At 52.3% G+C, this 25244-nt stretch carries 23 protein-coding genes; 7 read left to right on the top strand and 16 right to left on the bottom strand.

Going from position 1 to position 25244, the window contains the following annotated elements; genetic code table 11:
• Window positions 1-70 precede the first annotated feature (70 nt).
• Window positions 71-334 (bottom strand): YqhV family protein, encoded by a 264-nt coding sequence (locus tag MKY96_RS07235; RefSeq protein WP_425355101.1) that lies wholly within the window; start codon window positions 332-334, stop codon window positions 71-73.
• Window positions 335-580: 246 nt separating this feature from the next.
• Between MKY96_RS07235 and MKY96_RS07230 the strand changes: the two genes are divergently transcribed.
• Window positions 581-1447, top strand: coding sequence for a YitT family protein (locus MKY96_RS07230; protein ID WP_340939481.1), 867 nt, complete (start codon window positions 581-583; stop codon window positions 1445-1447).
• Window positions 1448-1578: 131 nt separating this feature from the next.
• On the opposite strand, the gene MKY96_RS07225 is transcribed toward MKY96_RS07230, so the two are convergent.
• From MKY96_RS07225 to MKY96_RS07210, 4 genes are all read right to left on the bottom strand, one after another.
• The gene (locus MKY96_RS07225) at window positions 1579-2832 is read right to left on the bottom strand and encodes an aspartate kinase (protein ID WP_340939480.1); all 1254 of its coding nucleotides are present in this window, start codon (window positions 2830-2832) and stop codon (window positions 1579-1581) included.
• Window positions 2833-3604: 772 nt separating this feature from the next.
• Window positions 3605-4162 (bottom strand): elongation factor P, encoded by a 558-nt coding sequence (gene efp / locus MKY96_RS07220; RefSeq protein ID WP_036731916.1) that lies wholly within the window; start codon window positions 4160-4162, stop codon window positions 3605-3607.
• Window positions 4163-4207: 45 nt separating this feature from the next.
• Complete coding sequence (locus tag MKY96_RS07215; protein WP_340939479.1) at window positions 4208-5278, bottom strand: M24 family metallopeptidase; 1071 nt, start codon at window positions 5276-5278, stop codon at window positions 4208-4210.
• 76 nt (window positions 5279-5354) lie between these two features.
• Window positions 5355-5846, bottom strand: coding sequence for a YqhR family membrane protein (locus tag MKY96_RS07210; protein WP_340939478.1), 492 nt, complete (start codon window positions 5844-5846; stop codon window positions 5355-5357).
• A gap of 206 nt (window positions 5847-6052) precedes the next feature.
• Here MKY96_RS07210 and MKY96_RS07205 point away from each other — a divergent pair, with 206 nt between their 5' ends.
• Together MKY96_RS07205 and MKY96_RS07200 are read left to right on the top strand one after the other, a co-directional pair.
• Window positions 6053-7000, top strand: a complete 948-nt coding sequence (locus MKY96_RS07205; protein WP_445253495.1) for a DUF1385 domain-containing protein — start codon at window positions 6053-6055, stop codon at window positions 6998-7000.
• Between the two features lie 7 nt (window positions 7001-7007).
• Window positions 7008-7346 (top strand): hypothetical protein, encoded by a 339-nt coding sequence (locus tag MKY96_RS07200; RefSeq protein ID WP_036731908.1) that lies wholly within the window; start codon window positions 7008-7010, stop codon window positions 7344-7346.
• A gap of 106 nt (window positions 7347-7452) precedes the next feature.
• Here MKY96_RS07200 and MKY96_RS07195 read toward each other — a convergent pair whose 3' ends face one another.
• From MKY96_RS07195 to mntR, 3 genes are all read right to left on the bottom strand, one after another.
• Window positions 7453-8433, bottom strand: a complete 981-nt coding sequence (locus tag MKY96_RS07195) for a patatin-like phospholipase family protein (RefSeq protein ID WP_340939477.1) — start codon at window positions 8431-8433, stop codon at window positions 7453-7455.
• A 64-nt stretch (window positions 8434-8497) separates the two neighbouring features.
• Entirely contained in the window at window positions 8498-10177 is a 1680-nt protein-coding gene (locus MKY96_RS07190; protein WP_340939476.1) for a family 10 glycosylhydrolase, read from the bottom strand.
• A gap of 176 nt (window positions 10178-10353) precedes the next feature.
• On the bottom strand, window positions 10354-10779 hold the full coding sequence (mntR, locus tag MKY96_RS07185; protein ID WP_340939475.1) for a transcriptional regulator MntR: 426 nt from the start codon (window positions 10777-10779) through the stop codon (window positions 10354-10356).
• 193 nt (window positions 10780-10972) lie between these two features.
• Here mntR and splB point away from each other — a divergent pair, with 193 nt between their 5' ends.
• Window positions 10973-12049: a spore photoproduct lyase gene (gene splB / locus MKY96_RS07180; RefSeq protein WP_340939474.1), complete on the top strand. Its 1077-nt coding sequence runs from the start codon at window positions 10973-10975 to the stop codon at window positions 12047-12049.
• A gap of 8 nt (window positions 12050-12057) precedes the next feature.
• On the opposite strand, the gene MKY96_RS07175 is transcribed toward splB, so the two are convergent.
• The 8 genes from MKY96_RS07175 to MKY96_RS07140 all read right to left on the bottom strand — a co-directional run bounded on the left by MKY96_RS07175 (window position 12058) and on the right by MKY96_RS07140 (window position 21868).
• On the bottom strand, window positions 12058-12789 hold the full coding sequence (locus MKY96_RS07175; RefSeq protein WP_445667833.1) for a cytochrome c biogenesis CcdA family protein: 732 nt from the start codon (window positions 12787-12789) through the stop codon (window positions 12058-12060).
• Window positions 12790-12879: 90 nt separating this feature from the next.
• On the bottom strand, window positions 12880-13683 hold the full coding sequence (locus tag MKY96_RS07170) for a metal ABC transporter permease (RefSeq protein ID WP_340939473.1): 804 nt from the start codon (window positions 13681-13683) through the stop codon (window positions 12880-12882).
• A gap of 643 nt (window positions 13684-14326) precedes the next feature.
• A complete protein-coding gene (locus tag MKY96_RS07165) occupies window positions 14327-15076 on the bottom strand; it encodes a metal ABC transporter ATP-binding protein (RefSeq protein WP_036731897.1) in 750 nt (249 codons plus the stop codon).
• A gap of 33 nt (window positions 15077-15109) precedes the next feature.
• A complete protein-coding gene (locus MKY96_RS07160; protein ID WP_340939472.1) occupies window positions 15110-16093 on the bottom strand; it encodes a metal ABC transporter solute-binding protein, Zn/Mn family in 984 nt (327 codons plus the stop codon).
• Window positions 16094-16293: 200 nt separating this feature from the next.
• Entirely contained in the window at window positions 16294-18327 is a 2034-nt protein-coding gene (metG, locus tag MKY96_RS07155; protein ID WP_340939470.1) for a methionine--tRNA ligase, read from the bottom strand.
• Window positions 18328-18685: 358 nt separating this feature from the next.
• Window positions 18686-18949 (bottom strand): membrane protein insertion efficiency factor YidD, encoded by a 264-nt coding sequence (gene yidD, locus MKY96_RS07150; RefSeq protein ID WP_339249555.1) that lies wholly within the window; start codon window positions 18947-18949, stop codon window positions 18686-18688.
• A 2-nt stretch (window positions 18950-18951) separates the two neighbouring features.
• Window positions 18952-19413, bottom strand: a complete 462-nt coding sequence (locus tag MKY96_RS07145; RefSeq protein WP_340939469.1) for a Fur family transcriptional regulator — start codon at window positions 19411-19413, stop codon at window positions 18952-18954.
• Between the two features lie 175 nt (window positions 19414-19588).
• Entirely contained in the window at window positions 19589-21868 is a 2280-nt protein-coding gene (locus MKY96_RS07140; protein ID WP_340939467.1) for a copper amine oxidase N-terminal domain-containing protein, read from the bottom strand.
• Between the two features lie 293 nt (window positions 21869-22161).
• Between MKY96_RS07140 and MKY96_RS07135 the strand changes: the two genes are divergently transcribed.
• The 3 genes from MKY96_RS07135 to MKY96_RS07125 all read left to right on the top strand — a co-directional run bounded on the left by MKY96_RS07135 (window position 22162) and on the right by MKY96_RS07125 (window position 25208).
• A complete protein-coding gene (locus tag MKY96_RS07135; RefSeq protein ID WP_340939465.1) occupies window positions 22162-23745 on the top strand; it encodes a helix-turn-helix domain-containing protein in 1584 nt (527 codons plus the stop codon).
• 91 nt (window positions 23746-23836) lie between these two features.
• Window positions 23837-24853 (top strand): iron-siderophore ABC transporter substrate-binding protein, encoded by a 1017-nt coding sequence (locus tag MKY96_RS07130; protein ID WP_340939464.1) that lies wholly within the window; start codon window positions 23837-23839, stop codon window positions 24851-24853.
• Window positions 24819-25208 carry a nitroreductase family protein gene (locus MKY96_RS07125; protein WP_340939462.1) on the top strand — a complete coding sequence of 130 codons (390 nt, stop codon included), beginning with the start codon at window positions 24819-24821 and terminating at the stop codon, window positions 25206-25208. The genes MKY96_RS07130 and MKY96_RS07125 overlap by 35 nt, the downstream gene beginning before the upstream one ends.
• Window positions 25209-25244: the final 36 nt, after the last annotated feature.

The raw sequence follows: 25244 nt of genomic DNA, 5'->3' as shown, positions 1-25244 counted from the left end.
CAAGCTGTCCTCTACTAAATAGCTTTATTTCATATTTATGCTTGTACTTATGCTTTATGCCTATCATCTATCATTTCTTGAGAATCCCGAATAAGAGAATAGCCACCCCGCAGCCAATCCAGCCGAGCTTCCCCCAGGACAGCTGCTCTGCCATCCCTGTAAGGCCGACAGCCGTGGTCAGAATGAGGATCGTAGGGCCGACAAGCGCCAGTCCCGAATTGACAGCCAGCGCCTTATCCACCTGATTCAGCTTCAGCATAATCAAGGCCGCCGCAATCTCTACACTGCCGGACAGCAGCCGCAGGGCCGACATCCAGCTTACATACTTGTCCAAATATCCCAACTCCCTTTTTACAAATCTATGGGCCCGCCCGCCATTTCACTGCAAATCAAACAAGCTGTTATCCATGGATATGCGGAAGGGGGCGACTTTAGACAAGAAGAAATGGGGATACTAGCACAGATTTCAGGAGGTGTGAAAGATATCATAGTGCCGCACCCCATAAAAAAATATCATCGGTATGATAAAATTAATTTTGCCGTATCCAAAGATAACTGAGCAGAGAAGGGGATCATAGTCATGCAGGTTCGTAATTTCGTAGTACCGCTTGTATCAGGAACGATAACCAGACAGGTAAAAGAGGTAGCTATTATTATATTTTCAGCCTTCCTGGTAGCAGCCGGCCTGCGGCTATTCCTGATTCCGCACCAGCTCCTAAGCGGCGGGGTAGCCGGGACAGCTTCCATCATCGGGTATTTGACCCATCCAAAGTATATTTCGTTGTATTATTTCGCCATCAATCTGCCAATCCTGATCTGGGGCTTCGTCGCCGTGGGCAAAAAGTACATCTGCTACAGCATGCTGTCCGTCCTGTCCACCACCTGGTTCCTGACGGTGATTCCTGTAGTTAAGCTTACCAAGGACCCGATTCTGGCCAGTATCTTCGGCGGGGTGATTATTGCGGGAGGGGTGGGCTTCTCACTGCGGGCGGGCGGTTCTTCCGGGGGCTTCGACATTCTCGGCTCGATCATTACCCGCAAGCGGGATATTCCTATGGGCACCGTGCTGTTCGTCATGGACGGTCTGGTGATCTTAAGTCTCGGCTTCTTCAAAAGCTGGGATTCCGCGCTCTACGCGATGCTCTGTATCTTCGTCAAAAGCCGGGTGGTGGACATGATCCATATCCGCCATATCAAGCTGACCTGCTTCATCGTCACGAAGGAGCGCGAGAAAATGCTGAACCGGCTGACCAGTCTGCCGCACGGCATCACGGTTGTGAACGCCGAGGGCGGATACAGCCACGAAGGCAATACGATGCTGATGACCGTAACCACCCGCTATGAGCTGGCAGATCTGCGCAAAACGATTCTGGAGACCGATCCGAAATCCTTCGTTAACGTGCTGGAGACGGTAGAGATTATGGGCCGGTTCCGGCGGCTGAGCTAAGCAGGAGCGAGCTTGCTGCCACCCGCTGGAGCGTCAAGCAAGTAATATATTTTGCGGCAAAAGAAAAGAGTGCTGTTCTCCGCTTTTGCGGGTAACAGCACTCTTTTTAACTTAGGATTAAGACTCGATTCTTAGCGGCGGTCCTGCGGACCTCCGACGAAGGCTTGCTCTTGTGTATCCAGGTTATAGGCGGTATGCAGCGCCTGGATGATTTGCTGCAGGTTGCCGGATTCAATCACACAGGATACCTTGATCTCGGAGGTGCTCACCATCTTGATGCTCACGCCTTCATTCGAGATCACCTCGAACATTTTGGCAGCAACCCCCGGATGGCTGACCATTCCGGCGCCGACAATCGACACCTTGACCAGACTGTCCTCGGAAGTCACTTCACGGTAAGGCAATACGCTGTGCAGTTCCTCGATAACCTCCTTGGCCTTCACAAGATCTCCAAGCGCTACAGTGAAGGAGAAGTCAGCCGTCTTGTTCTGCACTCCGCTCTGCACGATAATATCAACATCCACACCTTCATCGGCCAGCTTGCCGAATACCTGAGCGAGTACCCCCGGCACATCAGGAACTCCCAGAATACTGATCCGGGCCACATTCTTGTCATAGGCAATTCCGCTAACCACTACACCCTGCTCCATGCTTGCTTCCTCCTTCACCACAGTACCTTCATTATGGTTAAAGCTTGATCTGACGACCAGCTTCACTTGATATCGTTTGGCATATTCCACGGCACGCGGATGCAGCACCGCTGCCCCGAGATTCGCCAGCTCCAGCATCTCGTCATAGGAGATTTCCTTCAGCTTGCGCGCCGTCTTCACAATCCGCGGGTCAGTCGAGTAGATTCCGTCTACATCGGTGTAAATCTCGCAGACATCCGCCTTGATGGCCGCAGCCAGCGCAACCGCTGTCGTATCCGACCCTCCGCGGCCCAGCGTAGTGATCTCGCCATCCAGCGTCATGCCCTGGAAGCCGGCTACAATCACAATCTGCTCCCGCTCCAGCGACTCCAGCACCCGGCGCGGAACAATCTCACTGATCCGTGCCCGGCCGTGGGTCTCATCGGTACGGAACCCGGCCTGCCAGCCTGTATAGGATACGGCATTCCGGCCGATCCCGTGAAGCGCGATCGACAGAAGCGCTACGGAGATCTGTTCCCCGGTAGTCATCAGCATATCCATCTCGCGTGCGGGGGGCTGACCGTTCAGCTGATTCGCCTGATCGATCAGATCATCTGTGGTATCTCCCATAGCGGAGACCACCACCACGCAGCGATGTCCTTCATCCTGCTTGGCTGCGATCCGCCCGGCGACCCGCTTCATACGTTCAATGTCGCCGACGGAGCTGCCCCCGAATTTCATGACATAAAGTGACAAAGTTCCATTCACTCCCTATTTCGCTCTAAAGTAGCTTAAATTTTGGTTAATGCTTTAACACAGTATAATACGAAAATCATAACATGCGTTAATGGTTTCACAAAATAAAATGCCCATTTTTGATGAACCCGGCCATAACCCCGAACCTTCACGACCTAAATCAGGGGCACTATTGCTCCTCATTCGCTCATCCAGCCCGCTTCGGCTCAATTCAGGTGCACTAGTGCACCTCATTCGCTCATCCAGCCTGCTCCGGCCCAATTCAGGTGCACTAGTGCACCTCATTCGCTCATCCAGCCCGCTTTAGCCCAATTCAAGTGCACTAGTGCACCTAATTCGCTCATCCAGCCCGCTTCGGCCCAATTCGGGTGCACTAGTGCACCTCAATCGCTCATCCAGCCCACTTCGGCCCAATTCAGGGGCACTAATGCTCCTTATTACTCCCTTCACTCCACATTCTGCCCCACCTGAGACGTCCGCCAGAGGGATTTATCCCTTTTATTCCTAATGCGCCGACCGTTTTCTGCGAATCTGAGGGATTTATCCCTTTGATTTACCCTTCATGTCCACTTTTAGCTTAATCTGAGGGATTTATCCCTTTAATCCCTCCGTTCAGCTAACATTCCACTAAATCAGAGGGATTTATCCCTTTCATCCTTTTAATCCCCTTTCCCTTCACTTCTTCCCTCTCGCCCAGCCTGACACAGCAAAAAGACCTCCGCCGCATCAAGCGGGGAGGCCCTCAAGTTACATCTGAAATCCAAAAAGGCTCTTACGCGCGGGAGATATATTTACCTTCGCGGGTATCGACCAGGAGAACATCTCCTTCATTGATGAACAACGGTACCTGGACCGTATGACCGGTCTCCAGAACAGCGGCTTTGGTTGCGCCTTGAGCCGTGTTGCCCTTCACGCCCGGCTCGGTCTCGGTAACCTTCAGCTCTACGCTGGTCGGCAGGTTGATCCCGAGGATTTCGCCCTGGTAGCTGACGATATTTACGGTCATGTTCTCTCTAAGGAAGTTAAGCTCCCATTCGAGCTGCTTGGCTGTCAATTCGAACTGGTCGTAAGTCTCGTTGTCCATGAACACATGCTCAGAGCCGCTTGCATACAGGTACTGTACGCCACGGTTCTCGATGATGGCGCGGCCAATCGTTTCACCGGCACGGAACGTGCGTTCAACCGTATTGCCGTTACGCAGGTTCTTCAGCTTGGAGCGGACGAAGGCTGCGCCTTTACCCGGCTTCACGTGCTGGAAATCTAGGACGGTGAAGATGTCCCCTTCTACTTCTACGGTCAGGCCTGTCTTGAAATCGTTAACTGAAATCACAAAAAATCCCTCCTGGAATCCATAAATGAACTGAATAATAGTGTCTTACAGTACCAAATAATCCTTCGATGAATGTGTCAGCAGCGTGATGCCGCTCTCGGTAATGACAATATCATCTTCAATCCGTACGCCGCCAAGACCTGAGAGATAGATTCCCGGCTCCACAGTGACAACCATCCCCGGCTGGATGACTTCATCCGCCAGCTTGGACAAGCGCGGCCATTCATGTACTTCCATTCCGAGACCATGGCCTGTGCTGTGGCCGAAGTATTCACCATACCCGTAGCGGGTGATGATATCTCGGGCCAGGGCATCACATTCACGGCCGGTCATGCCGGGCTTGATATGCGCCAGCGTATGAAGCTGCGCTTCAAGCACAATATCGTAGATCTCCTTCAGCTTAGGGTCCGGTGATCCCAGAGCAATCGTACGGGTCACATCGGAGCAGTAACCGTCCAGGAGCGCGCCGAAATCGAAGGTGACGAATTCGTTGTTCCCGATAACCTTGCTGCTCGCTACACCATGCGGCATAGCTGAACGCTCACCGGAAGCGACGATTGTATCGAACGAAGACGAAGTTGCACCATGCGTACGCATGTAGAATTCCATTTCCAGATCGACATCGCGTTCCGTCATGCCCGGCTTGATCACATTCAGGATATGACTGAAGGTGGCGTCTGCCAGATCGGCAGCCCGCTGCATCACAGCCAGCTCTTCCTCGTCCTTGAACATGCGCAGGTTCTCAACAGCCTTAGATACCGGTACCATAGCTGCCGGGGCAAGAGCCTCCGCATAAGCGGTGTACGCACTGAAGGTCACATCATCCTGCTCGAAGCCGACACGGACTTGTCCGCCCTTCGGCAGCAGTTCCCGCACGGTGTCAATGAATTTCGAGTCATGCTGTACCACCTTGAGGCCATTCACCTGTTCCGAGGCCTGTGTCATATACCGGAAGTCCGTCAGCAGATAACTGTCATCACCGGTAACCAGTACAACCCCGGAGGAGCCGGTGAACCCACTCAAATAGCGGCGGTTATATCCGCTGGTAATTAACATCGCATCCAGTCCCAGTTCCTGCAGAACCTTACGCAGCTTGGAGACGCGCTTGTTGCCCATTTTCATTCTCCTCTCGAAATAGCCACATTGTATTTTACCATAGCGGCAGGCCAACTGAGAAGTTTTTTCGAAGGGCCTAGGCCAGCTTCGTCTGCTGTTCGCGTTTGCGTTCATCCGTATACTCGATTGCCGCCGTATATCCGATGAATAATCCCCAGAGCAGGAAGAGACAGAATTCGCTGATCACCGTGATCCAAGGCAGCTTGAAGGGCGGCTGGAGCAGGAATAGGCGCGAGCAGGCCAGGAACAGGACCGACCACCACAGCACCCCGTAGAACATCCCGGGCCAAGGTCCGTTAAGCTTCCGGAACACCAGCACATAGATCAGGGACGAGAGTACCGACAGAATGATAAAAAATAAATACCCGAGCAGATGCCCGGCAGGGGTCAGCAGAAATTCATGCTTGAAAAAGGGTTCTGCCAAAAATCCCGGAATGACCTTAGTGAAGTGCAGAACATACATCAGCCAGTGCAACCCTCCCCAGATTAAACCGGCGAAATAACCCAGTTCAATGGAGAAATAAAAAGGATTCGTCTGGACGCTTTTGTGCTTGCTTGAAGAACTCATAGAGCTCCCTCTCTTTCGGTATGGGGTTAATCCGGTTTCCACTCCGCTCTCTACAGCTAGTATGTACAGCTAACGGCAATCCAACTAGTAATGTGTTTAAAAATTAGTTACAATGTATTATATAAATCATATCAATATACGGGAAGGTGAATTGGTTGTCCCAGGAAACTCCCAGTTACGGCGGCCAAGCCGTAATCGAAGGCGTCATGTTCGGCGGCAAGCATGTCAACGTAACAGCCGTAAGACGAAAGAATCAGGAGATTACATTTTTGGAGGTGCCGAAGAGCGATAAGAGCTGGGTCCTTAAACTGCGCAAGATTCCGCTGCTTCGCGGCATTGTCAGTATTATAGATTCCAGCGCCAAAGGCTCGAAGCACTTGAACTATTCGGCAGAATCCTATGCCGAGGATGAGACAGAGCCGGAAGAGCTTGCCAAGCAGCAAGCGAAGAACAAGAAGAAGGACGAAGGCTGGAGCCTCGGAATGATCTTCGGCGTAGCTATAATGGGGATTCTTTCTTTCCTGTTCGGCAAGCTGATTTTCACGCTGGTCCCGGTATTCGTAGAAGATTTTTTGTTCAAAAATGTATTTGACAACTATATTCTGCACAACCTTGTGGAAGGCGGCATCAAGCTGATTCTCCTGCTCGTCTATCTCTGGGCGATCTCGCAGACGCCAGTGATCAAGCGGCTCTTCCAATATCACGGAGCTGAGCACAAGGTCATCAGCGCCTTTGAAGCTGGTGAAGAGCTGACCGTAGCGAACGTACAGAAATACAGCCGTCTGCATTACCGCTGCGGAAGCAGCTTCATGATGCTGACGATTATCCTCGGTGTAATTATCTACTCGGTCGTCCCGTGGAATTCCCTGATGGAACGGGTACTGCAGCGTATCGTTCTTTTGCCGGTGGTCATCGGAATCTCGTTCGAGGTACTGAAGGGCACGAATGCGGTAAGAGATATTCCCGGCCTTAAGTATCTGGGGTACCCGGGCCTGTGGCTGCAGCTGCTGACTACCAAGGAACCGAAGGACGATATGGTAGAGGTGTCGATCGCTTCCTTCAACCGTATGCGGGAGCTGGACGCTGCAATTGAAGCAAAAGGATATTCGGAGGCAAGTGTGTCAGGCGGCATTTTGGATCCTGCGAAAGGATGATTAGCCAATGATCAGACATGCTTTGATATTTTGGATTACGACAGCTCTTGCCGTATGGGGCCTGATGGTAGATATTATGGCACGCGGCCTGATGGCCTTGTCCATCTTCATCTTACCCCTGATTCTGCTGGGACTGTTGTATTACGCCTACAAAGTGGCCCCCGGCAGAATGGGAGGCGGACCCGGTCGTCCGCGCACCAAGGTTAAGCCTTCAGCCAAAACGATGTCCAAGGTTGCCGGCATCCGCAAGACCACTGGCTCACCCGGTAAGCGCAAAAGCTATCCCTTCCAGGTCATCGAAGGCAGCAAGGGGAAGAATGATGATCAGCTGCCCAAATATCACTGAATACTGAATGTAACGAAGCAGAGCTGCAAAAGGCATCCCCACTTGAGGAAATCACGTGGGGAAGCCTTTTTTCTGGAAAGATAAGAATTTATATGTTTTGGTTTAGTTACCGCCTTGGAGCAGCGGGATGAAGGGTTGCCCTCCAGGTATAGGAAGGCGGTGCCGGACGATAGTTAGCAAAGAACTCTTCTCCGGCTGCGATGCCCGCCGTATACAAGGCGTCAGTCTGTGCCTGCGTGATATGAAACTCGGTGGTGGAGATGCCCAGCGTAGGGATTTTGACCGTACGAACGAATTTATCCGTCTCAATATACCGTTCATCATGCGCGGAGAGCATCGTCTCCACCATCGCCTCCAGCATGCTGAACGGCCCCGTAATATGATGCGGCTGCGGAGCCGTCTTCCCGATCAGCTGGTAGCCTATGGTTGGTGTTCTGCGCCCGGGGGACTGGAAGCCGTCCTTCTTCTCATCGAACAGCCAGAGCGGGAAATTACTCAGCACCCCGCCGTCCACCATATAGACCAGCTGCCCGCTGAACGGCTTCCCCCTTGCCGCCTCTCCGGCCAGCCGCAGGATCACCGGATCGAAGAAATACGGAATGCTGCAGCTCATCCGCACCGCCTTGGCGACTTCGAAGCTGTCAGGCTCTATCCCGTACAGCACCAGATCGTCGGGCAGCACCACAATCCGCCCGTTGGTGATGTCTGATGTAATTACCCGCAGCTTGCCGCGCGGCAGATCCTGGAATCTTACTACACCCTTATCCAGCAGCAGGCCGCGAATCCACGCTTCCAGCGCCTGGCCCGAGTACAGCCCCTTCTTGAGGAGCACGCGCAAGGCCGGTCCAATGTAGGCAGTATTGTATAACGCTCCCCGTTTCAGGAACGCGGTGAACGGCGTATGCCGGATAATCCGGCTCATCGCCTCCCCGCTGTACCCCGCTGCCAGCAGTGAGGCAATGATCGAACCGGAAGACGTCCCTGCCACCCTACCGAAGGTGCGGCCTGCGCGTTCCGTCGCCTCCACCGCACCTGCCAGGGCAATCCCTTTGACTCCCCCGCCTTCAAATACTGCGTTAATCTCCATACATGGCAAACCCCCGTTCCATAGAATGTATTGTTATCTATGAGCACGGGGGACTATTCATGACTTAACTCTTGAAATAGAAGCTGAGCAGGCTGGCCAGCCCATACGGGTCACGGACGACAATATCATTCGCCCGGAACAGGATGCTGCCTCCCACCTCATCGTACTTCTCATTATATTTGAGCTGGTTGATAATCTGATCCCCGCTCTGCCATTCCGCTGTCTGCTTGGTATCCCCTACCTTGTAGGAGGCCAGGCCGATGTACAGCTTAACCTTCGTTCCCTTAACCTCGTTCACCCACCAGTCCACCAGCTTGTCATAACGGGCGGCGCTGAAGGAGAGGCTCCAATAGACCTGCGGGGCAACATAATCGATCCAGCCGCTCTGAATCCAGGTGCGCACATCTGCATACATGTCATCATAGGCTGACACCCCTGCTGTAGTATCTGAGCCGGTGCTATCCGCTTTTTTGTTGCGCCATACCCCGAACGGGCTGACCCCGTAAGAAACGGACGGCTTCGCGGCATGAATCTCCTGCCCCAGCTGACGGATGAACTGGTTGATATTATCCCGCCGCCAGTTGCCTTTGCTGCTAATTCCTTGTGTATTGAAGGTCTTGAAGGCCGTATCATCGGCAAAAGCTACATTTGAAGGATAAAAGTAATCATCCAGATGTACTCCGTCGATATCATACCCTCTGACCACCTCCATCACCGTGTCAATGATATGCTGCCGCGCATCCGGAATCCCCGGATTTATGTACAGCTTGTTCTCGGCCTTGACGATCCAGTCCGGATGAAGCTTGGCGACATGGTTAGGGGCTAGACTGCTGGTAGATGCGTCTGTCGTAGCCCGGAACGGATTGAACCAGGCGTGCAGCTGCATTCCCCGGCTGTGGGCACTGCTAACCATATAGGCCAGCGGGTCGTAGCCGGGCTCCTTCCCCTGAGTTCCGCTAAGCACCTTGGACCAGGGCACGATCTGTGAAGGATAAAGTGCATCCCCAGACGGTCTGACCTGGACGAATACACTATTGAATCCGGCCGCCTTCAGCTTGTCCAGCAGGCTGTCGAACTCTTTCTTCTGCTTGTCGGGATTGCCTGCCGAAGACGTCGAGGGCCAATCCAGATTATACACAGTGGATACCCAGGCGCCCTTCATCGCCTTACTGGTCTTGGCACCAGGAATAGAAGGTACGGTTGGTGACGGTACCGTTGGTATTGGCACAGACGGCGTAGGTGGTACAGTTGGTGTAGGCACTGACGGAACTGACGGCACCGCAGGCGTTGAAGGCGCGCCGATCTCCTTGCCGGAATATAAGGAAATATGCTTCGTCGCCTGATCCCAGAGTACCTGAAGCCCAAGCTGCTCGCTTACAAACCGCAGCGGAACCATGACCCGGCCCTGCGTGATCTGCACAGAAGTATCCAGACGGACAGACGCCCCGTTAACGATGGCGCTTGTTTTGCCGCTGGTCAGCTGCAGTATATTATTATCCTTGCTGATGGTTGCTGTCTTACTGGCCTGATCCCATTTCACACCGGCCCCCAGTCCCTGGCTAATCACACCGGCAGGCACCATCGTAACGTTGGTACGTGTAATATACGGCGGCACATCCGGATTCAGCGTCTCCCCATCCAGTTCAATGGTAATTTGCACAGAAGCTGCGCGCAGACCCGGCGTCCACACGGGCAGACATAACATTACGACGAGCAGTCCTACGATCCATTTACGGTAATTCATAATTCCTCCCAGGTCTTGAAGTTGTATATATAAAAAATGACCCTCTCATCCTTAAGTAAGGGAGAAGGCCGCTCTTTGGTGTAAACGGAATCCTTCCTGAAGTGAAAAAGGAACGGTACCCGTTTTGACGTAAAAAAACTGGAAAGGTTGCGCTAATCAAACAAAAAAAGCCACGTTTATGAATCGCTGGCCATCTCATGGTGAATATCATACAAGGTCTGCACACGCGCTTCATCCCGGCGGAAATACTCCACCAGCGTTTCGATCCGGGTGATGGAATCCCAGCTCAAGTGATGCTCAATGCCTTCAACATCCTTATAAATATGCTCTTGCTGCACCCCAATAATCCCGAGGAACTCCTCCAGCAGCTGATGGCGGTCCACAAGACGTTTCCCCACTTTTTTTCCTTTGCTTGTTAGGACAAGCCCACGATATTTCTCATAGATGAGATATTCGTCCTTATCCAGTTTTTGGATCATCTTGGTCACAGAGGAGGGATGGACTTCCAGCCCCTCGGCAATATCCGAGACCCGCGCATAACCCTTCTCGTCGATGAGCTTATATATGCGCTCCAAATAATCCTCCATGCTGGGTGTTGGCATTCTAGCTTACCTCTTTTCTATAATGAGCGTAACGGTGGGACCGGGCCTTGCTCTAACAATGATACATGCTTCTGCCGCTCCTTGGCAAGTCCTGCCGGTCATCCGCTTCCCCGGTTAGTGATGTTTACCATGATTCCATTCGCCTGCGGATTGGCACAATAACGGTATCCTCATCCCGAAGGAGCGTGAAATAATGACCTTAATCACACCCGAACGCCCTCCTGCCAAAAGACAGCGCAAGCCCACCGGACTGTTCATCCCGGAGCTGGTTTTCTTCGAGCCCGATGCGCTCAATTATCCCAAAGGGGAGCGGATTATGGAATGGGTCAAGTCCCGGAATATTCCCTACCGTATGACCACCTCGCATAACCGGATTACCAACCTGCCCGGCGAGACTGAAATCGAGCAATACAAAATCGCCAAACGGACGCTTGTGGTCGGCTTGCGCAAAACGCTAACTTTTGACCAGTCGAAGCCGTCTGCCGATTATGCGATTCCGATTGCCACCGGGTGCATGGGCCACTGCCATTATTGTTACCTGCAGACTACGCTGGGAGCGAAGCCCTACATCCGCGTCTATGTTAATACCGGGGACATCATCGATGCAGCCAAAAAATATATCACCGAGCGTTCCCCGGAAATTACGACGTTCGAAGCGGCCTGTACCTCAGACCCGCTCGGCCTTGAGCATATTACCGGCTCGCTGACGGAACTGATCGAATTCATGGCGGGGGAGCCGCTCGGGCGGCTGCGCTTCGTAACCAAATACCAGCATGTCGAGCCGCTGCTTAAGCTGAAGCATAACGGCCATACCCGTGTACGCTTCAGCGTGAACGCCGACTATGTAATTAAAAACTTCGAGCCGGCCACCTCACGCTTCGAGGAACGCATTGAGGCCGCCGGACAGATCGCCCGTGCCGGGTATCCGCTGGGCTTCATCATTGCCCCTATTATCTGGCATGACGGCTGGGAAGACGGCTACAGCGAGCTATTGGAGAAGCTGGCGCATGCCCTGCCGCCGGGGATTGGCCAAGGGCTGACCTTCGAGATGATCCAGCACCGCTTCACCAAGACGGCCAAGACCGTCATCGAGAAGCGTTATCCCAAGTCGAAGCTGGAGATGGACATCGAGAAGCGCAAGAAGAAATGGGGCAAATGGGGACAGAATAAATATGTCTACCCGGACGAACAGCAAACCGCCCTGCGCGAATTCATCACAGAGCGGATTTTTGAGCATTTTCCGGAAGCGGGCATTGATTACTTCACTTAAAGCTTCATTTAGAAAATCAGCCAGCGCGGCGTAATGCCCTGCAGCCAGATCGTAATGCGGAACATCTGATCGGTGAACAGCAGGATGCCCATGAATACCATCAGCCCGCCGCCCAGCTTCATCAGCAGGTTGGAGTATTTCAGGATCTTGCGCGCCCCGCCCAGGAAAAAGGCCAGTCCGAAGAACGGCAGTGCAAAGCCGATACTGTATGCCGTAATCATCGTAAACCACGTTCCCGGATCACTGGCCGATAGCGCGATAATGGCTGTTAGAATCGGTCCGATACACGGTGACCAGCCTGCCGAGAACCCGATGCCAAAGATGAAGGAGCCCAGGTACCCGGCAGGCTTCCATCTCAGCTCCAGCTTGCGTTCACGCAGCAGGAACTGCGGCTGGAACACGCCCAGCAGGAAGAGCCCCATGACAATAATAAGGATCGCCGATAATTGACGGATCAGATCCCGCTGGCCGTTGAAGAATTCACCGAACAAGCCGGCTCCGAAGCCGAGGGTATAGAACACTGCCGAGAAGCCCAGAATGAACGCCAGCGTATGCGAGAGGGTCCGGAGACGGACCTCTTTGCTGTTGCTGCCGCTCTTCAGCTCCTGCACCGATAAGCCGGTAATATAAGATAGATAAGAAGGATAGAGCGGCAGGCAGCAAGGCGATATGAATGACGCCACTCCGGCGGCAAAAGCGATTCCTGCATTCAGGTTGGACACGGGCGCATCTCCTTCCATAGTCGGGGTCACTCGGGTCACTTCATGTAGCAGCAGTACAGATACAATTATGTAGGTGGTGCTGAGGGCGGCCGGTTATATGCTTATTTGTTAAGTAGGCAGCCCTTTTTTCCCGATCAGGGTTAGGGTCAAAAGTGCAATTAACAGCAGAACAATCGTTGCTCCAGGAGCCAGATTCCATACTCCAGCAATGACCAGTCCGCCAATAACGGCAATCTCGGCAATCGCCACGGACAGAATAACCGAAGACTTGAAGCTCCGTGACAGCAGCAGACTAATGGCTACAGGAATGGTCAGCAGTGCAGAGACCAGCAACGAGCCGACAATCTTGATCGCCGTACTGATTACCAGAGCCGTTAACACCGTAATCAGCATATTGAGCAGCTTTACCGGAAGTCCGCTGACACTGGCCGCGTCCTCTTCGAAGCTGAGCAGGAAGAATTCCTTGAAGAATAAGGTTACGACGACCACAACGGCAATCGTTACGATTCCCACCACGATAAGATCCGTAGTATTGAGCGTATAGATGCTGCCGAACAAATAGCTCATTACATCTGCATTATACCCTTTGCCCAGGGTGAAAAAAAGGGAGGCCAGCGCTACACCGCCCGACATGATGATGGCAATGGACAGCTCGGCGTAGCTTTTGTAGGCTTTGCGCAGCTTCTCAATCGCAAATGAGGCCACAACCGCGAAGATTAGCCCCGCACCCAGCGGATAAAAGCCTGTCAGAAAGCCCAGCGCGACCCCGGCAATCGTAACATGCGCCAGCGTATCTCCGATCATGGACAGACGCCGCAGCACCAGAAAAACGCCGATCAGCGGCGCGGTAATACCAATCATCAGCCCGCCGGCCAGCGCCCGCTGGAAAAAATCACTAAACAGGATTTCCAAGATGATGTTCTCCTACCTTTCAAATATAAACCTTTCATTGCAAAAGCTTTTAGCCATCCCTCCCAAACCCTCCCTTCCCGAAGGGAGGGCCCCAAGGGCTCTGCCCTCTGGACACCCGTGAAGTGCAATTGGCGTGGGAGGAGGGGTTGTCGCAGCTTAGGGACGTTGGTGAAAAGAGCGCTTTGCCTCCCTGCGGGATACGCTTCACTGGAGACGGGATCTACATACGTCACAAGATTAAGATCGAAAGACTAAGATCAAAAAATTAAGATCAAAAGATTAAGGGATCGTCCTATGTTGTACAATGGACGATCCGAAAACTGACTTGAGCGTTCTATGTTGCACAATGGACGATCCAACTGATGAGATCCTGACAACATCTCATCCTCTTATTGCAGAACGTACAACAGAATCTTAACTTTTGAGCGGTTAATCGGGTTCTGTTGTATTTCGTACAATGGATATTGGCAGAAGGGCTGGAAAACGGCCGATATCAAAAAATCTAATGTACAAACTGCAACAGAACAGCAAAAAGGGCAGAAATTCGGGCAATCTACTGTACAAAATACAAAAGGCTGCATTTCGAGCAATTGGACCGTTTAATAATCAGGGTAACTATTCTCTTGTCAGCCAATGTCAACGATCAGGACAACGTATGCTGCAAATTATCAACAGCACAGTCCTGCACATCATGCGAGTGGCGGCAGTAGAAGTTGATTTTACCGTTCTTCTGGACGGGCTCGCTGCCCAGGTAATTCTTCATCATGTCGATATCATGCGAGACCATCAGGAAGGTCATATGGTGATGGGCATGCATGTGCATGATCAGCTCGAAGAATCCGGCCTGGGTCTCGGCGTCAATGCCGACGGTAGGCTCATCCAGAATCAGCAGATCCGGGTGGTTGATCAGCGCCCGGGCCAGGAAGACACGCTGCTGCTGGCCGCCGGACAGCTGGCCGACTCGTTTCTCGGCAATATCCTGAATCCGCATGACTTCAAGCGCATCCTCACACTGCCGGTGCTGGGCCTTGGATACGCGGCGGATCAGATTCTTGTTGTTGTACAGGCCGGACAATACGACCTCACGGACGGTTGCCGGAAACAGCGGGTTGAACGCATTCTTCTGCGGCACATAGCCGATCCGCTCCCAGTCCTTGAACCTCCGCACCGGCTGGCCGAATAATTTGATTTCCCCGCTGGTGGCAGGCAGCAGGCCGACGATCATTTTAAGCAGTGTCGTCTTGCCTGCGCCGTTAGAACCGAGGATACCGAGGAAATCACGTTCTTTTACCGTATAATTCAGATTCGAGATCACCTTCTGTTCCCCGTAGGAGAAGGACAAATCCTGTATTTCGATCATATGCTGATGGCAGTCCAGGGATACCGGTTGCATGTGAAGTACCGCCTTTCACTTATACTTTCCTTATTATTGTAAGGCCAGAATGAGATTTTGCAAATTTTTCTCCATTAAGGTGAAATAGTTGTCCCCGTTCTTCTGCTGGGCCTCAGTCAGCCCTTCTACCGGATTCAGCACCATCGTGGATACCCCGGTCTCACTTGCCAGGGTCTTAGCCAGCTTATCGGATACAAGCTCCTCGAAGAAAATATAACGGATGCCCTCTGCCTTAACCAGCGCCGCCAGCTTCACCAGATCCTGCCCGCGCGGCTCAGCATCCGGCGATAGCCCCATGATAGCATGCTGGGACAGGCCGTAGTCACGCGCCAGATACGAGAAGGCCTGATGAGATACGACTATCTCCTTATTAGGCAGCTTGCCCAGCTCTTCGGTGAACTTCAGATCCAGCGCGCTCAGGCGGTCGGCCAGCTTCTGGTAGCGCTCCTCATAGCCTTCAGTATGCGCAGGATCAACGGATTGGAGACTATCCTTGATATTCTTGGCCATCACAAGCGCCGACTTCGGGCTTACCCAGGTATGCGGGTCGGTGTGCAGGCTGTCGCCATGCCCGTCTGCTTCCGCTTCTTCACCTTCATGCTCATGGCCGTGATCATGCCCGTCTTCTTCATCCGTAGTAATCAGCTTCACCCCTTGGCTAACCTCTACAGCCTTGGTCTTACTGTCACTATCGAGGCTCTTGAGGAAATTGGGTACCCAGCCCTCCAGCCCGGCTCCGTTATACAGGAACAGCTGCGCCTTGGAGGTAGCGATGATATCCTGGCTGCGCGGGGTCCAGTCATGCGGCTCTACCCCTACAGGAAGCAGGTTGATAACATTGGCATCTCCGCCGCCGATTTCGGCAGTGAATTCATATATTGGATAAAAAGTAGTTATAACGTTCACTTTTCCTTGGGCAATGCTTCCGTTGCTCTTCGGTCCGCATGCGGCCAGTGACAGCGTAAGCAGCAAGACAGCGGCGAGCAGCAGCCCTTTTTGCAAGCTTTTTGTAACCATTTCTCTATCGACCCCTTAAATCGTAAAATTTACTATCAGAATTATAATAGTAATCGTTACGATAAGTCAACTCCGATCTGCATTTCGTAGTCTGCAAGCTGTCTTCTACCCGGTTATCTTGGAGCAAAAAGAAGCAATCCCCGCTGCCTGTGGCCTGCGGAGATTGCTGTACGGTCATTATGCGGATGCTCTTGGCAGCCTTATTTCACAATCGCTCCGTTCGGCATGCTGTCCGGCACGGTAGCAATGGTTAGCTGATCGCCCTTGGAGGCGGCCAGGATCATGCCCTGCGACAGCTCACCGCGCAGCTTCACCGGCTTCAGGTTCACAATGCAGATCACCTTGCGCCCCACCAGCTCCTCCGGTGTGTAGAACTTCGCAATGCCGGATACCACCTGGCGCTGCTCATAACCAAGATCCAGCTGCAGCTTCAGCAGCTTATCCGCCTTCTTCACCGGCTCGCAGGCGATGACCTGGGCTACGCGCAGCTCTGCCTTGGCGAAATCGTCGATGCCGATTTCTTCCTTATGTTCCTCTTCCTCCGGATCAGCAGCCGCCGCCTCCGGAGTCACAGCAGCCCCTGCAGGCGCAGCTTCAGCAGCTGCTTCTGCAGGCTTCCCGGCTCCCATCGCTTCGGCGATGTACGCGACCTCCTGCGCCACATCCAGGCGCGGGAAGATCGGGTCGCCCTTCACCAGCCGGGTACCCGCTGGAATCAGGCCGAAGGATCTGCCGCTCTCCCAGGTGGTCAGCTCGCCCGGCTGAATGCCCAGCTGCTCCCAGATCTTCGCCGGAGCGCCGGTCAGGAACGGCTGGAGCAGAATGGACGCGGTGCGCAGTCCCTCGACCAGATGTCTCATCACCGAAGCCAGCTCCCCGCTGCGGCTCTCGTCCTTGGCGAGCACCCAAGGCTGGGTCTCGTCGATATACTTGTTCGTCCGGCTGATCAGCGCGCCGATGGCAGTCAGGGCTACGGAGAATTCCATCTTCTCCATCGCCTCTTCTACCTTAGCGTAAGTGCTCTGCACCATCGCCTCAAGCTCACCATCAAATGCGGTAACCTGCCCGGCATAAGCCGGAAGCTCGCCGCCGAAATATTTCTCCACCATCGCGCCGGTCCGGTTCAGCAGGTTGCCAAGGTCATTGGCCAAATCATAGTTAATCCGGTCCACGAAGCTCTCCGGCGTGAAGGTTCCATCCGAGCCGAAGGGAACCTCGCGCAGCAGATAATAGCGCAGGGCATCCAGGCCGTAGCGGTCAATCAGTGTCACCGGGTCAACCACATTGCCCTTGGATTTGGACATCTTTCCGTCCTTCATCAACAGCCAGCCATGTGCGAAGACCTTCTTCGGCAGCGGTTCGCCGAGCGCCATCAGAATGATCGGCCAGTAGATGGTATGGAAGCGGACAATTTCCTTCCCGACGATGTGCACATCCGCAGGCCAGTACTTGTCATACAGGCTGCGGTCCTCCGAGCCATAGCCGAGAGCCGTAATGTAGTTGGTAAGCGCATCGATCCACACATACACTACATGCTTCTCGTCGCCTTTTACCTTAACGCCCCAGTCAAAAGTCGTACGGGATACAGCCAGATCCTCCAGACCCGGCTTGATGAAGTTGTTAATCATCTCATTCTTGCGGGATTCCGGCAGGATAAACTCCGGGTTCTCCTCGTAGAACTTCAGCAGGCGGTCAGCATACTTGCTCATGCGGAAGAAGTAGCTCTCCTCTTTGACCAGCTCCACCGGATGTCCGCTGTCCGGACTTTTTCCTCCGGTAATCTTGCCGTCAGCATCACGTTCAATATCCACCAGCTGGGTCTCGGTGTAGAAGGTCTCATCCGAAATACAGTACCAGCCTTCGTACTCCCCTTTGTAGATATCCCCCTGCTTCAGCAGGCGGTCAAAAATATCCGCAACCACCTTCTTATGGCGCTCCTCCGTGGTACGGATGAAATCATCATTCGAGATGTCCAGCTTCTTCCACAGATCCTTAATGCCGACTACAATCCCGTCCACGAACTCCTGAGGGGTCTTCCCGGCCTTCCCGGCCTTCTCTTCAATCTTCTGCCCATGCTCGTCCGTTCCGGTCAGATAGCGCACCTCATAGCCGCGCAGCCGCTTGTAGCGGGCCATCGCATCACCGGCTACCGTAGAATACGCATGCCCGATATGCAGCTTGTCACTCGGATAATAGATCGGCGTTGTCAGATAAAAGGTTTTGTTCTCACTCATTACTTCATCATCCCTTCGTTATCCCTAATCGTCCATTTCACACAAAAAACTCCCGCCCCTCTATGGGGCGAGAGTAAACTCACGCGATACCACCCAACATTCCCCGGCTCCTCACAGAGCGCAGGCTTCGTCAGTTCCTTAACGGAACTGTCCATTAACGCTGGAACACGCCGTGTGCTTACGCAGACCCCGGCTTCAGGCCTTCCGCTCGAACACAGTTCCTCCCGGACCATATTCAATCTGGCATCCCATACCGGCTCCCAGCAGTCCCGGCTCTCTGTAATGGTGTCCACATCTACTTATCCGTTCCTCGGAATATCACTTATTATTCAAAATATACCCATCCCGGCGGCCCGTGTCAAGTCGTATGCAGCGGCTTGTCCCCGGATGGCTGCTCTTTGCGCGGCGGCACCGGGTCAAGTCCTCCCGGATGGAAGGGATGGCAGCGGGCAATCCGCCGGGCAGCCAGCCATGAGCCCTTGAGCGGTCCATGGACCTCAATGGCCTCCAGTGCATAAGCCGAACAAGTCGGGTAGAACCGGCAGGTAGCGGGCTTGAGCGGCGAAATGAACTTGCGGTAGACCCGGATAGGGGCCTGTACCGTTCTTCGTAAGCTAGCCATACTCAGCGTCCCTCTTTGCTGCGCACGGCCCCGGACGGCTCTTCTTCTCTTCCCTGCTCACAATCCTTGCAGTAGCCGAACACCTCGAATTTATGCTTGACCACCCGGAACTGATCCGGCGGATCGGTTAGATTCATCGGGCAGAATTGAATCGGGTACGTCTTCATGCACTGCAGGCAAATCATATGGTGATGATGGTGATCCTGACTGCAGCTTGCCTTGAATTTGACGCCTTCTTCAAATACAATCTGCTCCAGTACCCCCAGCTCCTCCATAACGCGCAGGTTACGGTAGACGGTATCGAAGCTCAGTCCGCTATACTTGCGGCCCATATGCTCATATACATCCTTCGCAGACAAATATCCCGTATTCTCGCCGAATAATTTGGCAAGCGTCTTGCGCTGATCGGTGATTCGCAGCCCCTGCCCCGACATGGCTTCCAGGATTTGATCTGTCGACAGCATTCGCTCATCTCCCATAACATTAGATCGTTTGTGTTGCACTCTCTTTATAATGCCCCAAAAGCACTGCCCCGTCAATAAAAGTGCCCGTTGCCTCCCCGCATCCAGATACTTGCGGCAGATTACAAAACGGCAGCCGCCCCATCAGGAGCGCTGCCGTTTTGTATTGTAGAAGAAATTATTTTTTCGCCGGAAGCGGCGTGAAGACAAAGTTCACAGGCAGGTTACTGCCTGAGGCGACGGAGAACACAATCTCCACACGCCCTTCATATTCTCCGGTGCGGTAGATGACAGCATTCGTGTCTGAGGATAAGCCTAATACGCCCTTATTGGGCAGGTTCACCATTGAACCGTTTACGATCAACGGCCCCAGATAAGGACCCCCGCGCGGATTGAAGGTGATCAGCGTGTTTGCTGCAACACGATCCAATACGATTTTGTACAGTACCCCGAAGTTACCGGCGTTAGAAACATATGTTCCATTCATTGGATCAAGGCCGTCCAGGTTTTTGTCCATTTTATTGTCGCCCAGAAGCAGCTTGCTTTGCGTGGTACCTACCAGCTCGGTCACGTTCATGACGCGGGTAGAATCGGGGAATGTTCCCCGGGTATGCACGCCGTCAATGTCAAGAACCGGCAGATAAGGCAGCTCGGCGACAGGATCTTTGCTCTGCTCCACCATAACTACGTTATACTGAATCGGCAGATCACTGAACAGGTCTGCGCTCAGCGACATTACGTCTTTGGGCTTCATAGCGATTTTGTTCAGGTCTGTCATAATCGGAAGACTTTGCCCAGGCTGCAGGGTAATTTGCGATTGCGCCAAGCCGGTAACCATCGAATTGAAGTATTTCTCCATCGATACTTTTCCAGTATATTCCGGTGAGGTCACCGGTCCGGCAATTCCTAGATATTGGATGTTAATGGTTGTCGGATACAGGTTGTTATTGGTTGCAATCACATAGAGCTTCTGTCTGGTAGCCATATTGTTCATATGATGCACCAGGAAGCGCGTATTGCCCACTGAACTCTCCCGGTACAGTACACCTTCCGTCTGAACGGTCTCCGGGCTGTTACTGCGGATCAGGGTGTAGCCTTCGGACGACAGCGTATACGGCAGGTTAGGGAGCGCCGGGATCATCCCGCCGTCCATACTGATGATATCCCCCGGAATGGTGAACAGCTTCGTTACTTCATCCTGTGTATACAGTTGTTCATTGGTGATTGTAATCATCTTCTCAAAAGTACTGCTAAGACCGTGCTTGTCCGTAACCGTCAGCTGAATGGACAGCGGTCCCGGGGTGAAGTACGCCAGGGAACGATTGTTCCAGGTTGCGGTCAGCTCTTCATTCTCAGGATCATAGCTGGTATCGGTCAGGACTACCGGCTCACCCATTTTGTATTCTTCTTTATCTGTTGTGAATTGGGCTACTGGCGGCTGATTAGGCTGCAGTACCTGAATGGTTACCGGATAAGGGTCACTCCACATGTTATTGGCATCGCGTACCGAATACATAACTGTATAGAAGCCCGGCTGATCATAGATATCCAGCTTGTTGTCGCTCCAGCGTTCTTCAACAATCGGCGTACCGTTCGGGGAAGAGCTGTAGGTTACATAATTCACAGTAGTCTCACCAGCATAGATTTCTTTGGGCTGAACTGTGAAGGAGGCAGTCGGCTTTGTATTCAGCGTAAGAATAACCCGCTTCTGCACATTGTCTACGGTATAAGGAATATTAAGTGCATAGGTAATGGACGTTAACGGAATCATGAAGGTGCCTTTGAACTGGTAAGCCGGTCCCTTCATAGTGAACTTGGTGCCATTGACGGTATAGATTTTGCTGTCGGTCTTGAACCGCATAATGCTGGTACCCTTGGTCACAATGACCTCTTTGGTTTTGGCGTCATAGGTGAAAGCAACGCCGACCATTTCCACCATTGCGCGGATCGATACGTAGGAGACACCGTTCTTGACTGCCATCGGCTGATTGGCGGTGTAAGGCGTTCCGTTTCTGAACATCTTGTTGCTGTTCATCATCAGAATAAGCTGGCCTGCCCCTGCAGCAGAGGTGGTAGTCATGCTTGGGGTTACAGGCGTATCCGTTAACGGAGTAGGCGTTGGCATAACGGCATCCGCCGGCACAGGAGCAGCTGTTGCGCCTGGAACCTCAGTAGCGGCCGGAGCGGGAGTCTCTGTTACTGCCGGAATACCTTGAACCGGTGATGCTGTAGGTACCGGTGTTGGTGTGGGTACCACTGTACCTGCAGGCGGTTCAGTCATTAACGGAGGCAACGGGTCTGTTGACTCAGGCTGAAGCTGTGTTTCAGAAGTATCCACCGCTGCGGCAACATGGCCTGTCACGGTCTGTGTGCTGACTGGAGCTGCAAAAGCCGGAACGGCTGCTGCTAATTGCGATACAGCTAATACTGTTACCAAGAACATTTTCCTAAAATTCATTGTACGACTCCTTCTGCTCCCATTGTAGTGTATAAGGCAGTATATTCAATGCTTTCTGTCCACCTTATAATCCCCGCAAAAACGCAACCGCCCTCTTCAGGACGTCAGCATATTTTGCCACGTTCATTTTACAAAACATAGTATTAGACGCAAGCAACGGAGAAAAGTTTCATTCTGTGTAAAGAAAGATCTATATAAATCCAATTAGCTCCATTATTGATCGGGTGCCCCCACCTGTCACCAGGAGAGTATAATAGTAGCAGACTTCATGTGAAAGGAGTATTTAAGCTGAAATGAATCCATCTGAAGGGTTATACAAACTTATCGACGCCCGCTGTGTTAAACCGGCTGGATCTGAATCTGAAATACATAAGTCAGACAGGCATACCCTCCTCATAGGAATTAAAGGCTGCGGCGAAGTTGAAGCTAAAGGCTATTGCTCTGAATTTGGTTCTTGCGATGTACTGCTGCTGCTCCCTGATACACCGTGGTGCTTGTTAGTGAAGGAGAAGAACTCTCTGGAATACTGCTGTTTTACCTTTGATGTGTATACTATGGACGGACAGCATACGCTTCAGCGCGGAGAACTGGAGGCCGATATTTTCCCGCCTGCCCATTGGTCTGAAGCGTTAGCTAAGACTGACCTGATCTGCTCTTGCTGGCAGGGCAGCAGCTGGGAAAGAATGGAGTCATCTATCCTTTTTCAAGAATTGCTGCTCCAGTTATGGAGACCAGACAGTTCGGAGACTAAGCATCGCACTCCCTCAACTGCAATGATTGACCAGTCCAAAGCCTATATAGACAGTCATTTCGGGCAGCCCATGACCAGAGAAAAGCTTGCCGAAATGACAGGAATGAGCGTCGCCCATTATTCCCGGCTGTTCAAAAAACAGGTCGGCCGGAGCCCGATGGAATATCTGAATTCTGTCCGCATTCGTCATGCGGGTGATTTGTTGCTCCGCTCTGAAATGACGCTCCGTGACACAGCGCACCGTGTAGGCTATCAGGATGAGTTCTATTTCAGCCGTAAATTCAAATCAGCCATTGGCATTTCACCATCTGTATATGTTAAAAAACACCGTATGTCCACTCGTATTGCCTCCATGGCCCATCCCTACACCTCTCATTTACTGGCATTAGGTTTAACACCTTATGCGGCATTAATTAATAATTCACGGGGATCTGCCTATAGCTTGAATAACGTTATCAGCTTGGGGCATGATCAGCCCGACCTCGGCAGACTGGCAAGTGCCCGGCCGGAGCTGATTATCAGCTTCGAACATTCAGATTATGCGGAACCGGACAAAGCAGGCTTGTTCCCCCATTTTGCCCCAACGTGTACCGTGCCATTTGAAGGGGATTGGCGTGAGCATCTCCGGATAATTGCGAGAGCGGTGAACCGTCTGGAGATCGCCCGGCAGTGGCTTGAGGCGTACGAAGAGCTGGCTGAGAGTCTTCGGCTCAGTGTCAGAGAAAAGCTGGAGGACGAAAAAGTTGCTGTGGCGCAATATGAGAACGGGTGCTTCCGCCTGTTCGGCAACCGTAACTTGGGTACCGTGCTGTATAAAGATCTGCAGCTTGAGAGACCCCGGCAATTACTGAATGTTGAGCATTCCATTCTTCTTACTCCAGATCAGCTTTCGGAATGCAGCATTGACCATCTGATTCTGTTTACATCGGGTAACTCCGCACAGCGTGATTTAATCCATCGTACGCTAGCTTCACAAGAAGCATGGAGGGAGTTAAATGCCGTACGAAAAGGAAACGTCTACGAGGCCGCTGATTCAAGTCTCTATTCCTGTTACACCTCAATGGCCCACGATTTATTTCTGCGCCGTTCAAGCAATTTGCTCCTGAGCCGTATGTCCAGGCGATGAGCATTTTTGTCCATGGCACCCACCTATGCCACTCCTTATAATTAAGTTGTGATAATGATTATCAAAATCAACTACGAAAGGTGTGTGGCTTGTGTTTCCTTATACTCGAAAGTTCAAACACAAATTTAGCCGTGGAGTCATCGGCCTGCTTGGAGTAATAATGCTGGGGCTAGTCGTTGGATGCAGCAACAGCGGGAATAATGGAGGTTCGTCGGCTGCCGGTTCCACTTCTCCAGTACCTGCCAAGACGGCTGAAAATACGGATACCCGTATCATCTCAACCATTAAGGGAGATATAGAAATTCCGGCACATCCGAAAAAGGTTGCGGGCATGCTTTATGTTTTTGCTGACCATCTGCTGGCACTTGGTATTGAACCTCATGCAATGGTTACATACAACGATCTGGGATTCCCCCAATACCTGTCAGACCAAATGAAGGATACTATCGTTATTGGCTCAGGGGAAGCACCTAACTTGGAAGCACTGCTCGAAGCGGAGCCGGATCTCATTCTTGCTTCTAAGACACTGAATGAAGCGAACTATGAGCAGCTATCAAGGATTGCGCCAACGATACTTTTCGACAATGAAAATGAAGATGATTGGACCCGCTTCCGGCAAACGGCAGAAATTTTCGGAAAAGAAAATGTGGCTGATCAGGTCCACGCCGATTATGAATCAAAGATAGCTGCGGTCAGGAACGAATTGGCTGCCACTGCTGCCACTGAGACTGTCGCCTATATGCGGATACAGGACAAGCAATTGCAGCTGATTCAACCGGGAGATAATTTTACGCTCTTCGGCCCTCTGGGACTAACCCCCGCTTCCACAGAAGGTATAGATTTCAAGGACTCATGGAATGTAGCCATCTCCGAAGAAGTACTTCCCGAGCTGAATCCTGACCGTATGTTCATCATTCTTCGCCCAGGTGACAGTAATCAGACGGCTCTGGATAATATTATGAGCACTTCAATCTGGGCCAACCTTACAGCTGTCAAGAACAAACATGTGTATATCGGTGATGCAAATCTGTGGTTTGCCGGCTATGGCCCAATCGGACTAAGCAAGGTGATCGATGAAATCTCGAATGCCTACCTGCCGGAATCGTGAGGGACGAGCCATGACTCCCACTCCTGACAGCCTGCTCATACGAACGATACGCGACAGAAGAACCATACAGGAATTTAATGGAATGCCCATTGCCCGGAGCACACTGCTCAACTTACTGGACAATGCGGTATGGGCACCTTTTCATTCCAAAAAAGAGCCTTGGCGATTCATCCTGTACACAGGGGAGGGCCGGACAATATTTGCCGTCGCTATTCTGAAGACACGCCCGGAAGCATTCGTTCAACAATTCGGTGCACAGATACATGATACGTATTGCAGAAGACAAGCCTGCTCCAAAACCGCGTACTGCTGCTGTAGACTTGCTGACAGTTATAGAAGGCAATCATTCGGATAATTGTTGACAAGAGATCGTGGTCGGTTCCTGCTTTAA

The organism is Paenibacillus sp. FSL R7-0302 (assembly GCF_038006885.1).
Classification (GTDB): Bacteria; Bacillota; Bacilli; order Paenibacillales; family Paenibacillaceae; genus Paenibacillus_AQ.
The sequence above is the reverse complement of the archived record's forward strand: the minus strand, read 5'-3'. Positions and strand labels throughout refer to the sequence as shown.